Source organism: Kocuria sp. HMSC066H03, assembly GCF_001812045.1.
Lineage (GTDB): Bacteria > Actinomycetota > Actinomycetes > Actinomycetales > Micrococcaceae > Kocuria > Kocuria rhizophila.
Window position 1 is genome coordinate 170,778 of record NZ_KV807505.1, and the last position, 15,367, is coordinate 186,144.

The following is a 15,367-nucleotide window of genomic DNA, read 5'->3' on the forward strand; positions in this document are numbered from 1 at the left end:
GCAGACCGGGCCGCGCCGTCGGTGTGACCGCGGAGCCCAGGACCGGTGGGCCGTCAGCAGACCGGTGGGCGGGCGCCGGACCGGGCTGCGGCCCTCCGTGGGCGGGTGCGCTCAGGCGACGAGGTGCGCGTGCGGCGTCGTGGGCGGGTCCAGCTGGGCGGCCAGCGCGAGCAGCTGCGCCTCACCGGACGCGCGCCCCACGAGCTGGACGCCCATGGGCACCGGGCCCGGGTATCCGCCGGTCTCGGGGATGCGCCACGTGGTGGGCACCGTGATCGCGGGCAGCCCGATCACGTTCACCACCGATGTCCACGGCGTGTACTGGCACTGGCGCCTGTAGTCCTGGTCCGCGCCCGCCGGATCCGCGATGTCGAAGCCCTCGTGGAACCACCCCACCGGCCGTGGCGGCATGGCCAGGGCCGGCGTGAGGATCATGTCGAACCGGGAGAACTGGCGGATGAGGTCCGCCTCGATCCCGCGCAGCACGGCGAAGGCGTCCGCGAGCTCCACCGCGGTGCGGGACAGGGCACGCTCGCGGAACGAGCGGGCCAGCCCGGTGAGCAGGTGCTCGGCGCCGTCGAGCGGCAGCTGGCCCATGGCAGTGGTCCACAGCCGCGAGAAGGCTTCGGGGTAGGCGGGGTCGTAGTGGATGTCAGCATCCTCCACGGTGTGGCCCAGCGCCTCGAGCGCGCGGATCCCCTCGTCCAGCGCGGCCCGCGCCTCCGGGGACACCGTGATCTTGTACGTGGCGTCGAAGGGCGAGGCCGTGCTCACGCCGATGCGCAGGGGGCGGTCTCCCCAGGGGAGGTCTCCCGCCCGGGCGCGCTCCACAACAGCGGCGAACGAGGGCTCCGGCACGGCCACCACGGGCCGGTCGATCCGCTCGCGGCCCGGCGTGTGGCACAGCACGTCCAGGAGCAGGGCGGCGTCCGCGGCGGTGCGGGTGATGGGTCCGTTGACCCCCAGCTGCCCGACGTTGGACAGGGCGTCGCTGCTGGGCACCCTGCCCCGGTTCGGTTTGAGCCCGATGAGCCCGCACGCCGCGGCGGGAATCCGCACGGAACCGCCGCCGTCCGAGCCGATGGCCGCGGGGAGGATGCCAGCGGCCACAGCGGCGGCCTGGCCACCGGAGGAGCCGCCCGCCGAGCAGTCCAGGGCAAAGGGGTTGCGCGCTGGAGGGTATGCCCGGTTCTCGGAGTAGCAGTTGAGCAGGAACTCGGGCACCTGGGTCTTGCCGAGCAGCACGGCTCCGCTGTCCTGCAGGGTGGCGGCGAGCTCGTCCGAGCGTTCCGCCCGCGGGATGCTTCCGTCCTCCCCGCGCGCGGTCAGCGAGCCCCACGAGGTGGGCATCCCGGCGACGTCGTGCCCGTCCTTCAGGGACAGGGGGACGCCGCGCAGGACGGCCGCCTCCGCGTGGCCCCGGGATGGGACCGCGGAGGTGCGTGTTTCGCCGTGCCGGGTGGTTCCGCCGGACTGCTCGGATGCCGGTGCCCGAGGGGCTTCGAGGAGGCCCTCGCAGCGCAGCCGCTGGTCCGCATCGCGCGCCGAGGTCAGGGCGGCCTCCCGCTCAACGCGTACGAACGCCCCCAGGTGCTCGTTCAGCGCATCGATGCGATCCAGTGCCGCGGAGGTCAGGGCTTCACTCGTGGTCTCACCGTGGCGCAGGGCGGCCACGGTCTCGGTCAGGGTGGGGAAGTGCGCCACGGGATCCTCTCGGGCGGTCGGTGGGCGGTGGCGGATCAGGCCGTGGGCGTCGCGGCGGGAGCCGCGGTGTCGGCTGCCCGGCGGCGTCGCAGGTTGCGGCGCACGAGCGGCCAGAACACGGCGAGCACGGCGACGGCCACGAGGCTCGTCCACACCTGGGTGCGGCTTGCATCGTCCGAGACCAGCATGACCACCACGATCCCCGCGACGGCCACGATCACCAGGATGCCGAGCCACGGGTGCAGCCACATCTTGAGCTTCAGGTTCGCGCGCTCCTCGGGGCTCATCTGAGAGCGCAGCTTCATCTGGGTGATCGCCACGAACACGTACACGAACAGGGCCACGAGACCCGCCGAGTTCATGATGAAGTCGAAGATCCCGGACTCCGGGGCCAGGAAGTTCACGAACACCGCCGCGTAGCCGCCCAGGGTGGAGGCGAGCACGGCCACCACGGGGACGCCGTTCTTGGACTTCCGTGCCACGATGCGCGGAGCCAGGCCCTCGCCCGCGAGAGCGGAGAACATGCGCGCTGCGGAATACAGTCCGGAGTTCAGCACGGAGCACACCGCCGTGAAGATGACGATGCTCATGATCATCTCCGCGCCGGGGACGCCAAAGAGGTCGAAGACGTACACGAACGGTGCCTGCTCGTCAGGATCCGGCAACTGGTTCCACGGGACGATGGTCACGATCAGCAGGATGGATCCCACGAAGAAGATCAGGATGCGCCACACCACGGTCACGGTGGCCTGGCGGATGCCCCTGGCGGGGTCCTCGGACTCCGCGGCCGCCATCACGGCGATCTCCGTGCCGAAGTAGGAGAAGATCACCACGGCCACGCCCGAAATCACGGCCCAGCCACCCTGCGGTGCGAAGCCGCCGTGCTGCCACAGGTTGGGGATCGAGAAGTCCGCGCCCGGCCAGAGCCCGAACGCGAAGAGGGTGCCCACCACCAGGAACGCGACGATCACCGCCACTTTGACGCTCGCGAGCCAGAACTCGACCTCCCCGAACGAGCGCACGGAGATCAGGTTGGTACCCGTGAAGATCAGCAGCAGGATCACGGACCCCAGCCACACGGGCATGGCCGGGAACCACCCCGCGAGCAGCGACCCGCCCACCACGGCCTCGAACGCGATCACACCCACCCAGAAGTACCAGTAGAGCCAGCCCACGAAGTACCCGGCCCAGTCGCCCAGGCCCACGCGCGCGTACTCCATGAACGAGCCCACGGCGGGGCGCGACGCCGCCATCTCCCCGAGCATCCGCATGGCCAGGAACACGAGCAGCCCGCCCAGCAGGTAGGAGAGCACCGCGGCCGGGCCCACCATGCGGATCACGTTGCCGGAGCCCACGAACAGGCTGGCTCCGATGATCCCGCCCAGCGTGATCATGGTGACGTGGCGCGAGCGCAGCGCCTTGTGTGTGATCTCGGGGGAGTCCCCGCCCGCGGCGGCAGAGCTGCCGGCCGGTGCTGGTCCCTGTGGTGCCTTGCCGGTGCTCATGGCTGGTCCTCTCGACTGCTGGAAACGGGGCCCGCAGAACGGCCGGGTCTGGGTGCGGATAGGTGAGTTTTACCACACGAGAGGCGCGGGCGGCGTCGTCGTACGCCGTGCGGCGCACGGGTGGATCTGCACCGTTGCCGCAGGTCCGGGCCGGCCCCCGTGGAACGGTGCCGGACCGGGCGCGGTGCCGCAGCAGGTCCGGGCCGCGCGGCGTCGTCGTGCCGTGCAGGCGAGCGGCACGCGAACGGGCGGCCACCGGAGAACCGGTGGCCGCCCGCGGTGCACGAGGCGTCAGATCAGCAGGATCAGGCGCCGGCCTCCTGGATGGCTGCGGCGAACACGCCGAGGGCGTCGCGCAGCAGGTCCATGTCGATGACCAGCGGCGGGAGCAGGCGCACGATGTTGCCGTACGTGCCGCACGTGAGGATCGCGACGCCCTGCTCGAGGCAGCGCGCGGCGATCTGCTTGGCGGCGTCCGGGTTGGGCTCCGTGGTGCCGGGCTTCACGAACTCGAGCGCGATCATCGCCCCGCGGCCGCGGAGGTCTCCCACCACGGGGGAGGACTCCGCCACGGAGCCGAGCTCCTCGCGGATGACCTTCTCGATCTCCCGCGCGCGCTCCACGAGACCCCACTCCTCGATGGTCTCCAGCGCGCCGAGGGCCGCGGCGCACGCCACGGGGTTGCCACCGTAGGTGCCGCCCAGGCCGCCGGGGTGCACGGCGTCCATGATCTCGGCGCGGCCCACCACGCCGGACAGCGGCATGCCGCCCGCGATGCCCTTGGCAAAGGTCACCAGGTCCGGCTCCACACCCTCGTGCTCGGACGCGAACCACGCGCCGGTGCGGGCGATGCCGGCCTGGACCTCGTCCGCGACGAACACGGCGCCGTTCTCACGGCACCACGAGGACAGTGCGGGCAGGAAGCCCTCGGCGGGGACGATGAATCCGCCCTCGCCCTGGATGGGCTCGATGACCACGGCGGCCACGTTCTCCGCGCCCACCTGCTTCTCCACCATGGTCAGGGCGCGCTTGGCGGCCTCGGCGCCCGTCATGCCCTCGGGGTCGCGGAACGGGTAGGACATGGGCACGCGGTAGACCTCGTTGGCGAACGGTCCGAAGCCCTGCTTGTACGGCATCACCTTGGCGGTCATGGCCATGGTGAGGTTGGTGCGCCCGTGGTAGGCGTGGTCGAACACGACGACCGCCTGCCGCTTGGTGTGCACGCGCGCGATCTTCACGGCGTTCTCCACGGCCTCGGAGCCCGACGTGAACAGCGCGGTGCGCTTGTCGAAGGACCCGGGGGTCAGCTGCGCCATCTTCTCGCCCACGGCCACGTAGTCCTCGTACGGGGTGACCATGAAGCACGTGTGGGTGAACTTGGCCACCGCGTCCTGGACGCGCGCCACCACCTTGGGGGCGGAGGCACCCACGGACGTCACAGCGATGCCGGAGCCCAGGTCCACCATCTGGTTGCCGTCCACGTCCTTGATCACGCCGCCGTCCAGCTCGTCCGCGAAGACGGGCAGGGAGGAGGCGACGCCGGCGGCAACGGTCTGTGCGCGGCGCTCGGCGAGCGCCTGGGACTTGGGCCCGGGAATGCTGGTCACCAGCTCGCGCTTCTGCGGGAGCCGGTACTCGATCTCTGCCATCTCTGATGGTCCTTTCGTGCTGTGCGCGGCGCGTCGCTGCGCCGCGGGATGCGGTGCGGACGGATCGGGCCCGCGGTGTCAGGTGCGGGATCAGGCCCAGGGGGAGGGCATGCCCATGTACTGCACGGTGGTGTACTCGGCGATGCCCTCGGCACCGCCCTCTCGGCCCACGCCGGACTCCTTCACGCCGCCGAACGGCGCGGCCGCGTTGGAGATCACGCCCACGTTCAGGCCCAGCAGGCCGTACTCGATGCGCTCGCCGATGCGCAGCGCACGGGGGATGTCTTCGGTGAACACGTAGGAGGCCAGGCCGTACTCGGTCGTGTTGGCCAGGCGCACGGCGTCGTCCTCGTCCGTGAAGGTGATCACGGGCGCCACGGGACCGAAGATCTCCTCCTGGAACACGCGGCAGTCCTCGGTCACACCGGTGAGCAGGGTGGGCTCGAAGAAGTAGCCGGGCCCGTCCACGGGCTTGCCGCCCACGACGGCGCTCGCGCCCTTCTCGATCGCGTCCTGGACGAACTCGGTGACGGAGTCCAGGGCCTTCTTCTCGATCATGGGGCCCACTGTGGAGTCCTCGTCCAGGCCGTTGCCGGGCTTGAGCGCCTTGAGCTTGGCCGCGAACTTCTGCGAGAACTCCTCGGCCACGGACTCGTGCACCAGGAAGCGGTTGGCGGCGGTGCAGGCCTCGCCCATGTTGCGCATCTTCGCGGCCATGGCGCCCTCCACGGCCTTGTCCAGGTCCGCGTCCTCGAACACGATGAACGGGCCGTTGCCGCCCAGCTCCATGGAGGTGCGCAGCACGTGGTCCGTGGCGGTCTTCATGAGCTGCTTGCCCACCGGGGTGGAGCCCGTGAAGGACACCTTGCGCAGGCGCGGGTCCGCCATGATCGGGTCCGAGACGTTGGACGCGGACTTGGAGGACACCACGTTCAGCACACCCGCGGGGATCCCCGCCTCGATCATGAGCTTGGCGAAGAACTGCGAGGTCAGAGGGGTCAGGCGCGCGGGCTTGAGGATCATGGTGCAGCCCGCGGCCACCGCGGGGGCCACCTTGCGGGTGGCCATGGCCAGCGGGAAGTTCCACGGGGTGATCAGCAGGCACGGGCCCACGGGCTTGTGGGACACGAACATCTTGAGGTTGCCCTCGGGCGTGGACGCGTAGCGGCCGTAGTGGCGCACCGCCTCCTCGGAGAACCAGCGCAGGAACTCGCCGCCGTAGACCACCTCGCCCTGGGCCTCCTTCAGCGGCTTGCCCATCTCCAGGGTCATCAGCAGCGCGAGGTCCTCCTTGTGCTCCTGGACCAGGTCGAAGGCGCGGCGCAGGATCTCGGAGCGCTCGCGGGTGCTCGTGCGGGCCCAGGACTCCTGGGCGTTCGCGGCGGCGTCCATGGCCGCGCGCGAGTCCTCCTCGGTGGCGGAGGCGAGCGTGGCCAGGATCTCCCCGGTTGCGGGGTTCTCGACGTCGAACGTGCCGCCGTCCGACGCATCGCGCCACTCGCCGTTGATCAGCAGACCCTTGGGCGTGGCCTCGAGGACGGCGGAAACCTTGTCGTGGATGCTCATCTGATTCCTTTCACGCGCTCGGGTGCGCTGCGGACTCTGGGTTCTGGGAACAGGGCTGTCTGCGATCATCGTATGCCCGGGCGCAAGGGGCTCCGGGCTCGAACCGTCCATTGTCCAGGGGGTCGACGCCCGCGCGCCGATTGTTCCGGTTCGTGACGCACGTCATCCTGGTCCTGGTCCTGGTCCCGTGTGCTGCTCGCCCGTGACCCCGCACGACGCCGCACGGTGCGGTCCGTGACCGGCGCGCCGCGGCGTCGTCGTCCTCGACTCTCGCCCTCGGTGAACCCCCTGCCATCGCGCTGTGACGCGCCATACGCTGGGGCCATGGCTTACGCAACCACCAACCCCGCGACCGGGGAGACCGTCAAGACCTTCGAGACCGCCACGGACGAGCAGATCCGCGATGCCGTGGCCCGTTCCGCCAAGGAGTACACCTCCTGGCGCACCGTCCCGGCGGCGGAGCGCGCGCGGCTGATGCACACCATGGCCGGGCTGTACCGCGACCGCGAGGACGAGCTCGCCGCCCTGATCACCGAGGAGATGGGCAAGCCGCTCGCGCAGTCCGTGGAGGAGGTCCGGCTCGTGGCGGACATCTACGACTACTACGCGGACAACGCGGAGGAGTTCATGAAGGGCCGCACCCTGACGCCCTCCACCGGCGGCGAGGCCCGCGTGGTGCTCGACTCCACGGGCGTGGTGCTGGGGATCATGCCGTGGAACTTCCCCTACTACCAGGTGGCCCGCCTGGCCGCTCCCAACGTGATGCTCGGCAACACCGTGCTGCTCAAGCACGCGGGCAATGTGCCCCAGGCCGCGCTGGTGCAGGAGGAGCTCTTCCGCGACGCAGGCTTCCCGGAGGACGTCTACATCAACATCTTCGCGTCCAACGAGCAGATCGCGGACATCGTGATCCCGGACCCGGCTGTGCAGGGCGTGTCCCTCACGGGCTCGGAGCGCGCGGGCTCGGCCGTGGCCGCCACCGCGGGCAAGAACCTCAAGAAGGTCGTGCTGGAGCTGGGCGGCTCGGACCCCTTCATCGTGCTGGACGCCGAGAACGTGGAGCGCACCGTCAAGCAGGGTGTCTTCGGACGCATGCTCAACAACGGCCAGGCGTGCACCAACTCCAAGCGGTTCATCGTGCTGGAAGAGGCGTACGACGCGTTCGTGGAGAACTTCGCGCAGGCCGTGCAGGGCGTGACACCCGGAGACCCCATGGACCAGAAGACCTTCCTGGGCCCGCTGTGCGCCGTGGAGGCGCGTGACGAGATCATGGAGCAGGTCCAGGACGCCGTGGACAAGGGCGCCACCGTGCTCGCTGGCGGCAAGAAGCTGGACAAGCCCGGTGCCTGGATGGAGGCCACCGTGCTCGCGGACGTCACCCCCGAGATGCGCGCTTACGCCGAGGAGATCTTCGGCCCCGTGGCCGTGGTCTACAAGGTCAAGGACGCGGACGAGGCCGTGGAGCTCGCCAACTCCTCGCCGTTCGGTCTGGGCGGTTCCGTGTTCGGCGCGGACGAGGAAGCCGCGCTGGAGGTCGCGCAGCGCGTGGACTCCGGGATGGTCTACGTCAACGAGGTCACCGGCACCGCCCCGGACCTGCCCTTCGGCGGCGTCAAGCGCTCCGGCGTGGGCCGTGAACTCGGCCCGTTCGGCATCGAGGAGTTCGCCAACAAGAAGCTGATCCACACTCCCAAGAAGAAGTAGTCAGTAGGGCCACCCCGTGACCGCCGCCCCCGCGCCTGCACAGGTGCGGGGGCGGCGTCGTGCCCGGGGACGCCGACGCCGCACGGCACCGGCCGCGCGCGGGAGTCAGTCCTCGCGCTGGTAGCGGATCTGGGAGCCCACCACCGTGGCCTCCACCACGGTGTCCCGCACGGCCTCCGCGTCCACCGCGAAGATGTCCCGGTCCACGCACACGAAGTCCGCGAGCATCCCGGGGGCCAGGCACCCCTTCTGGTTCTCCTCGTAGGAGGCGCGGGCCACGGAGTGGGTGTAGTGGGACACGGCCTCCGGGCGGGAGATGATCTCGTGCGGCTGCCACCCGCCCTCGGGGGAGCCGTCCCGGGTGCGGGTGATGGCCGCGTGGATGCCGTGGAACGGGTTGGGGTCCTCCACCGGGGCGTCGGAGCCGAAGACCAGCTCCGCGCCCGCCCGCCGCAGGCTGTTCCACCCGTAGGCCACGAGGTCCCGGTCCTCCAGGAACCCGTTGAGGGGGATGTCCGTGGTGCAGTGCATCGGCTGCAGGGAGGCGGTGACCTCCAGCTCCCGGAACCGGGGGACGTCGGTGCGCTTGACGTACTGCGCGTGCTCGATCCGGTGGCGCAGCCCGAAGGCCCGGGAAATGGCCTGGTTGGCCGCGATCGCGTCCAGCGCCTCCGTGGCCGCCTGGTCCCCGATGGCGTGCACGGCGGCGGCGATCCCCGCCGAGGCCGCCCGGTGGATCCAGTGCTCCAGCTCCTCGGGCTCCATCACCGCCATCCCGTGGTCCTGCGTGCCGGGCCACGCCTCGGACATGTGGCACGTGTGGGAGCCCAGGGCACCGTCCGCGAAGAGCTTGAGCGGGCCCATGGAGATCCACTCGTCCCCGGAGTGGGTGCGGATCCCGCGCCGGATGAAGTCCTCGATCTGCTCCTGCCGCAGGATCTTGTGCACCCGGAGGTCCAGCTCGCCGCGGTCGTGGAGCTTGCGGTACGCGTGCAGGCAGTCCACTCCGTCGATGTCGTGGATCGAGGTGATGCCGCGCTGGAGCAGCTCACGCTGGCCCAGGGGCAGGTAGCTGTCGATGCTCCCGGAGACGTCCGACTGCATCAGGCCGTCCCGGATGGGGATCGCGGCGGCCTCCTTGAGCACCCCGGTGAGCTCACCGTGCTCGTCCCGCTCGAACTCCCCGCCGTCCGGGTCCTTCACGGTGCGGTCCAGCCCCAGCTCGGTCAGCGCACGCGAGTTCAGCCAGAGGGTGTGCAGGTCCAGGGAGCTCAGCGCCACGGGAACGTCCGGGGCCACCCAGTCCAGCACGTGGCGGTCCGGACGCTCGGGGCCCGTCCACGCGTTGATGTTCCACTGACCGCCGAAGATCCACGTGATGGACGGGTCCGTCCTGGCCTGCTCCACGTAGGGCCGCAGCACCGCCAGGGCCTCCTCCAGATTCACGCAGCCGCGCATGTCCGGCTCGATGAGGGAGCGCGAGTACATGGCCGAGTGGATGTGCCCGTCGCCCATGCCCGGCAGGACATACGTTCCGCCCAGGTCCGTGCGCTCGGTCCCCAGCGGAGCCATGTCACGCAGTGCGCGGTACTCGCCCACCGCCACGATCCGGTCCTCCGAGGTGAGGATCGCATCGGGGTGCGGCATGTCGTGGGAGTGCCACTGGCCCTGTGGGGTCCAGCCCGTGGCCGGGTTCATGGCGTGGACGGTGGCGTTGTGGAACAGGCGGTGCATGGGACTCCTCGTGGTGCGCCGGGGCGACGGCGGCGCGGTGGCCTCCGATCGTCAGGCACCACCCTACGACGACGCCGCGCCGGACCCGAGGGGCGCGGTGCGTCGCCGTTGCGGGGACAGCTACATGCCGGGCAGCAGCTTCGCGGGGTCCGCGACCACGTGCACCACGGCCGGGATCCGGTCCTCGGTGACGGCCCGCACGGCGTCGGCGACGACCCCCTCGATGTCCTCGTTGCGCTCCAGGCGCGCACCGAAGGCCCCGTAGCCGCGGGCCACGGTGGCGAAGTCGGGGTTCTCCAGCTGGGTGCCGGACACGCGGCCGGGGTAGTGGTTCTCCTGGTGCGCGCGGATGGTGCCGAACTGGCCGTTGTCCAGCACGATGATGAGAGGGTGCGCGCCGAACTGCCGGGCGGTCGCGAGCTCCTGCGAGTTCATGAGGAACTCGCCGTCGCCGGCCACTGCGAACACGAAACGTTCGGGCTGCTCCAGAGACACGGAGACCGCGCCGGGCACGGAGTAGCCCATGGTGCCGTTGCGCACCGACAGCTGCGAGGGGTAGGCCCCCGTGGGAACGTACGTGTTCGCCCACGCGGTGTGGTTGCCGGAGCCGTAGACCACCGCCGCGTCCTCGGGCAGGTGGGGGATCAGCGCCTTCATCACCAGGGTCATGTCCGCGGTGCCGGGCGCGTTGTCCCCCGCGGAGGCCGGGATCTCGTAGCGGGCGCGGCGGGCGGCCACGGGCTTCTCGAGCCACTGCGACCAGTCCGGGTGCCCACCCAGCTGGAGATCCGCCAGGACGCGGCCGAAGGCCACCGGTGAGGCCAGGATCTGGCGGGTCACGGCACCGGAGTGCTGGCGCAGGGAGGTGTCGATGTTGACGATCCAGTTCACGGCCGAGCGGTCCTGGCGCACGGTGAACCCGTCCGTGGGGATGTCCGAGAGCGTCCCGCCGACCACGAGCAGCACGTCCGCGTGCTCCAGGGTCTCGATCGTCTCCCGGCTGCGGCCGTAGCCGGTCTCGCCCGCGTTCACGGGGGAGGTGCCCGGGACCCGGTCCGCCGCCCGCCAGTCGGAGACCACGGGGATGCCGTGGCGCTCGGCGAAGTCCGTGACCTGCCGCGCGGCCTCCGGGCTCCAGCGGGGTCCGCCCACGAGGATCGCGGGGCGTTCCGCTCGCTCCAGTGCCTCCCGCAGCTCGGCCAGCTCGTCGGCACCCACGGCACCCTCGGCCACGGGGACGGGAGGAACCACGGGCGCGTCCGTGAGCTGGGTGATGACGTCCTCGGGCAGACCCACCACCACCGGCCCGGGCCGTCCGGAGCTTGCGGCGAAGAACGCCTCGGCCACGTACTCGGACGCGCGGTCCGCCTCGTCCAGGACCATCACGCGCTTGGCCTGGGAGCCGAACCACTGGTGCGGGTCGAACTCCTGGAACGCCTCCTTCTCCCGGTGGGCCACCGGGACGAGTCCCACGAAGAGCACCAGGGGAGTGGAGTCCTGCCATGCCAGGTGGATGCCCACGAAGGCGTTGGAGGCCCCCGGACCGCGGGTCACCATGGCCACACCGGGGCGACCGGTCAGCTTGCCGTGCGCCTCCGCCATGTAGGTGACCCCGCCCTCCTGGCGGCACACCACGTTCTGCACCCCGGAGTCGTAGAGCCCGTCCAGGACGTCCAGGAAGCTCTCCCCGGGCACGCTGAACACGCGGTCCACGCCGTGGGCCTTGAGGGACTCGACGATGAGGTGGCCGGCGGACTGCTGGGGCATGGGGTTCTCCTGACTCCGGGTCGAGTGTGGCCCGAATCACCGTTCTGGGGCTTGTCCGGCGATCCTACCGCCGGGGCGTCACACGGAGCCGTGCACCACCTCGCCGCCCACCACCGTGGCGGTCACCCGCAGGTCACGGATGGTCGCGGGGTCCACCGTGTGGATGTCGTCGGAGAGGACCGCGAAGTCCGCGAGCATCCCCGGCACCAGCCGCCCCTTCTCGTGCTCCTGGTGGGAGGCGTACGCGCTGCCCACGGTGTACGCGTGCACCGCCTCGGCCACCGTGACGCGCTCCTCCGGCACGAACGGGGCGCCGGAGGACGTGGACCGGTTGACCATGTCGTGGATGTTGGCCAGCGGCGGGTAGTCCACCACGGGGGCGTCCGTGGAGGCGGGAACCACCATGCCGGCGTCCAGCAGGGATCTCATGCGGTAGCAGAACCGGGTGCGCGGTTCGCCCATGGCCCGGGCGATGCCGTCCCCGAGCTCGTTCACGAACCGGCCCTGGGGCACGGGGACCACGCCGAGCCGGGCCGCCCGGGCCACCTGCTCGTCGCTGGCCACACCGAAGTGCTCGATGCGGTGGCGGCAGTCCTCGCGGGGGAACCGCCGCTGCGCCGCCTCGAGGACGTCCAGGACCACGTCCACCGCCCCGTCCCCGATGGCGTGCACGGCGAGCTGCCAGCCGTTCGCGTGCGCGGCGGTCAGTCGCTCCTCGAGCCACTCCCGTGGGAACTGCAGGTACCCGGCGTTGGAGACGCCGGCCTCCGCGTCCGCCGCGTAGTCCTCGGTCATGAACGCGGAGCGGCCGATGAGCGAACCGTCCGCGAGCACCTTGACCGCGCCGATGCGCAGCCGGTCGTCTCCCAGCCCCGTCCGCAGCCCCAGGTCCAGGCCGAAGGGCCGGTCCGCGAGGTCCCCGCCCGCACCGGCCGCGCCTCCGGGAGGGGACCCAGCGGCGTCGTCACCCCGGGCGTCTGCGGCGTCCGGCGCGTCCTGTGCGCCCACCGGGTGCAGCGTGGTGAGGTACGGCATGACGGTGGCGCGCACGCCCAGCCGCCCCTGCTCCCGCGCGAGCTGGTATGCCGCGAGGTCCGTGACGGACTGCCCCAGGTGCTCGGGGGCGCCCAGCCCGGGTTCCGTGACGGACGTGATCCCGGCGGCCAGGGCGACGTCGCTCGCGGCCCCGATCTGCTCGGCCACCTGTGCGGTGGTCTTGGGCGGCATGGCCCCGGAGACCAGGCCGCGCGCCGTCTCCTCGAGCAGCCCCAGCGCGGCGCCGTGCTCGTCGAGCGGCACGCTGCCGCCCTCGGGGACGGTGAACCCGGTGCGTCCGGGGTACCCGGCGGCCTCGAACGCGGCGGTGTTGACCACGGCCATGTGGCGGGAGTTGTGCCACAGCCACACGGGGTTCTCCGGCGCCACGGCGTCCAGCGCCTCGGCGGTGGGGTGGGAGCCGCCCAGGTGGTTCTGGTCGTAGCCCTGCCCCAGGACCCACTCGCCCGGCGCGGCATCCCGCGCGGCGGCGGCCACGGCGTCGAGCAGCTCGGCCAGGGTGGGGACGGTCATCGGGCGCAGGTCCACCTGCACGAGGGCCTCGCCCAGCATGGTGAGGTGGCAGTGGGCGTCGTGGAAGCCGGGGACCACGGTGGCGCCGCGCAGGTCCACCGTGCGGTCGAAGAGCTCCGGTGCGAGGTCGTCGTCCAGGCTCACCACCCGGCCGTGGTGGACCCCCAGGGCACGGGCCACGGGTCGCTCCGGGTCCTGGGTGCGGATGGTGCCGTTCGTGAAGATGACGTCGAGGGCCATGGGTGCCGTCCTGCTTCCGGTCGGTTCGGGCCGCACGGGCCCGCTGCGTGCCGCGCGGGCCGGTCCACGACTCGCGGGTAGAAGCCCATCGTCTCGCGCGCCGTCGCCCGTGTCACGCCTCGCGCCGTGCGCGGCGACGGGCCCTGCGGCGTGCGCGACGACACGCCGCGGGGACCGTGGACGCAGGCGCCGCGGAACGCGGTCCGTCCCGCGGCGCGGACGCTGCCCGGGTCCCGTCACGACGCCGCAGTGTCACCCCGGGCGCACTGTGTGCCGCTAACCTCGTGGACAACGAAGTGTGCTTCCGGTGCGAGTGCCGGACGCCGGGCGCATCACGAGCGCCACGGACGCACACCCCCTCCCACCCAGGAGAACTCATGCCCTTCGACCCCAAGGCGCCGGCCACCGGCCCCATGCCCGTCTACAAGGAGAGGGGCGACCAGGGGTACAAGAAGTCCCTGGGCAACTTCCAGATCCAGATGATCGGCATCGGCGGTGCGATCGGAGTGGGCCTGTTCCTGGGCATCGGCGAGCGCCTGGCCACTGCTGGACCTGCCCTGGTCCTGTCCTACCTGGTGGTCTCCACCGTGGTGTACCTGCTCATGCGGGCGCTCGGGGAGCTCGTGATCCACCGCCCCACCACGGGTGCGTGGGTCTCCTACGCGCGCGAGTTCGTGGGCAACCGGTTCGCGTTCATGACCGGGTGGATCTACGTGGCGCTCTCCGCGGTGGCCGGCGTGGGGGAGATCGCGGCGCTCGCCGTGTACGTGCAGTTCTGGTGGCCCGAGATCCCGGGCTGGATCCCCTCCCTGGTGGCGGCCATGACCATCGTGGGCTGCAACCTGCTGAGCGTGAAGCTCTACGGGTTCATCGAGACCTGGGCCGCGGCCATCAAGGTGCTCGCCATCCTGCTGTTCCTGGGCGCGGGCATCATCCTGGTGGTGGCCGGCGACATCTTCAACGCCCCCACCGCGGCGTCCGTGACCAACCTGTGGAACCAGGGCTTCGCACCCAACGGGGCGCTGCAGCTCGTGGTGGTGATGACCGGCGTGGTGTTCTCCTTCTCGGCCATCGAGATCGTGGGCGTCTCCGCGGGCGAGGCCAAGGACCCCGAGGAGTCGATGCCCAAGGCCATCAACTCCGTGGTGCTGCGCATCGCCATCTTCTACATCGGCTCCATCCTGGTGCTGTCCATGCTGCTGCCCACCTCCGAGTACTCGGGTGAGCAGTCGCCGTTCGTCACCGCGCTGTCCTCGCTCAACATCCCGGCGCTCGCGGGCATCATGAACTTCGTGGTGCTCACGGCGGCGATCTCCGGTGTGAACGCCACGCTCTACGCGTGCGTGCGGCTGCTGCGGAACCTCGCGGCCCACGGCCAGGCCCCGGAGGTCATGTCCAAGGTCTCCCACCGCGGCGTCCCCTCCGGAGCCCTGCTGTGCATCTTCGTCTTCGACCTGTTCGGGATCGTGCTCATCTACGCGCTGGGTGCCGCGGACGCGTTCGAAGTGGTGCTGAGCGCGTGCTCCGTGTTCGTGCTCTTCGGGTGGATCTCGATCTTCGTGTCCCACCTGGGCTACCGCCGCCAGGTGGACCGCGGCCAGGTGGCGCCGGTGCACTTCAGGATGCCCGGCGCACCGGTGACCAACTACGTGTGCCTCACGTTCCTGGTGGTGCTCTCCCTCTACATCATGTTCGACTTCAGCAACCCGCACTGGTACTACAGCCTGCTGGCCGGTGTGCTGATCATCGTGGCCACCACCGTGGGCTACGAGTTCTCCAAGCGCCACGTGGCCAAGAAGGGCCTGCCCGAGCTCAAGACCACCGGTGAGGACGACGACCACGTGGCCGCCGAGCCCGGCGAGAACGAGGTGCGCTGAGCGGCGTCGTCCCCGGCGGTCGGCGCGGCGCACCAGGGGCGGCGGCGCACGG

At 71.1% G+C, this 15,367-nt stretch carries 9 protein-coding genes; 2 read left to right on the forward strand and 7 right to left on the reverse strand.

Annotated features, from left to right (window positions below):
• Positions 1–111: 111 nt before the first annotated feature.
• The 4 genes from HMPREF2833_RS02980 to HMPREF2833_RS02995 form a co-directional block, all read right to left on the reverse strand.
• On the reverse strand, positions 112–1,704 hold the full coding sequence (locus HMPREF2833_RS02980) for an amidase (RefSeq protein WP_070636660.1): 1,593 nt from the start codon (positions 1,702–1,704) through the stop codon (positions 112–114).
• Between the two features lie 35 nt (positions 1,705–1,739).
• Positions 1,740–3,209: an amino acid permease gene (locus HMPREF2833_RS02985; protein ID WP_019310573.1), complete on the reverse strand. Its 1,470-nt coding sequence runs from the start codon at positions 3,207–3,209 to the stop codon at positions 1,740–1,742.
• 305 nt (positions 3,210–3,514) lie between these two features.
• A complete protein-coding gene (gabT, locus tag HMPREF2833_RS02990) occupies positions 3,515–4,858 on the reverse strand; it encodes a 4-aminobutyrate--2-oxoglutarate transaminase (protein ID WP_070636661.1) in 1,344 nt (447 codons plus the stop codon).
• A gap of 90 nt (positions 4,859–4,948) precedes the next feature.
• Complete coding sequence (locus HMPREF2833_RS02995; RefSeq protein ID WP_070636662.1) at positions 4,949–6,424, reverse strand: NAD-dependent succinate-semialdehyde dehydrogenase; 1,476 nt, start codon at positions 6,422–6,424, stop codon at positions 4,949–4,951.
• A 324-nt stretch (positions 6,425–6,748) separates the two neighbouring features.
• Between HMPREF2833_RS02995 and HMPREF2833_RS03000 the strand changes: the two genes are divergently transcribed.
• Entirely contained in the window at positions 6,749–8,128 is a 1,380-nt protein-coding gene (locus HMPREF2833_RS03000; RefSeq protein ID WP_039101028.1) for an NAD-dependent succinate-semialdehyde dehydrogenase, read from the forward strand.
• 105 nt (positions 8,129–8,233) lie between these two features.
• Here the strand turns inward: HMPREF2833_RS03000 and HMPREF2833_RS03005 are convergent, their stop codons facing one another.
• From HMPREF2833_RS03005 to HMPREF2833_RS03015, 3 genes are all read right to left on the reverse strand, one after another.
• Entirely contained in the window at positions 8,234–9,862 is a 1,629-nt protein-coding gene (locus HMPREF2833_RS03005; protein WP_070636663.1) for an amidohydrolase, read from the reverse strand.
• Between the two features lie 120 nt (positions 9,863–9,982).
• Positions 9,983–11,629 (reverse strand): thiamine pyrophosphate-binding protein, encoded by a 1,647-nt coding sequence (locus tag HMPREF2833_RS03010; RefSeq protein WP_070636664.1) that lies wholly within the window; start codon positions 11,627–11,629, stop codon positions 9,983–9,985.
• 78 nt (positions 11,630–11,707) lie between these two features.
• Positions 11,708–13,438, reverse strand: a complete 1,731-nt coding sequence (locus HMPREF2833_RS03015) for an amidohydrolase (protein ID WP_070636665.1) — start codon at positions 13,436–13,438, stop codon at positions 11,708–11,710.
• Between the two features lie 377 nt (positions 13,439–13,815).
• Between HMPREF2833_RS03015 and HMPREF2833_RS03020 the strand changes: the two genes are divergently transcribed.
• On the forward strand, positions 13,816–15,315 hold the full coding sequence (locus HMPREF2833_RS03020) for an amino acid permease (protein ID WP_019310566.1): 1,500 nt from the start codon (positions 13,816–13,818) through the stop codon (positions 15,313–15,315).
• Positions 15,316–15,367 lie beyond the last annotated feature (52 nt).

Bases quoted from the DNA above. Each gene is read 5' to 3' on its own strand.
- HMPREF2833_RS02985 (WP_019310573.1), bottom strand. From the start codon at position 3,209: ATGAGCACCGGCAAGGCACCACAGGGACCAGCACCGGCCGGCAGCTCT.
- gabT (WP_070636661.1), bottom strand. From the start codon at position 4,858: ATGGCAGAGATCGAGTACCGGCTCCCGCAGAAGCGCGAGCTGGTGACC.
- HMPREF2833_RS02995 (WP_070636662.1), bottom strand. From the start codon at position 6,424: ATGAGCATCCACGACAAGGTTTCCGCCGTCCTCGAGGCCACGCCCAAG.
- HMPREF2833_RS03000 (WP_039101028.1), top strand. From the start codon at position 6,749: ATGGCTTACGCAACCACCAACCCCGCGACCGGGGAGACCGTCAAGACC.
- HMPREF2833_RS03005 (WP_070636663.1), bottom strand. From the start codon at position 9,862: ATGCACCGCCTGTTCCACAACGCCACCGTCCACGCCATGAACCCGGCC.
- HMPREF2833_RS03010 (WP_070636664.1), bottom strand. From the start codon at position 11,629: ATGCCCCAGCAGTCCGCCGGCCACCTCATCGTCGAGTCCCTCAAGGCC.
- HMPREF2833_RS03015 (WP_070636665.1), bottom strand. From the start codon at position 13,438: ATGGCCCTCGACGTCATCTTCACGAACGGCACCATCCGCACCCAGGAC.
- HMPREF2833_RS03020 (WP_019310566.1), top strand. From the start codon at position 13,816: ATGCCCTTCGACCCCAAGGCGCCGGCCACCGGCCCCATGCCCGTCTAC.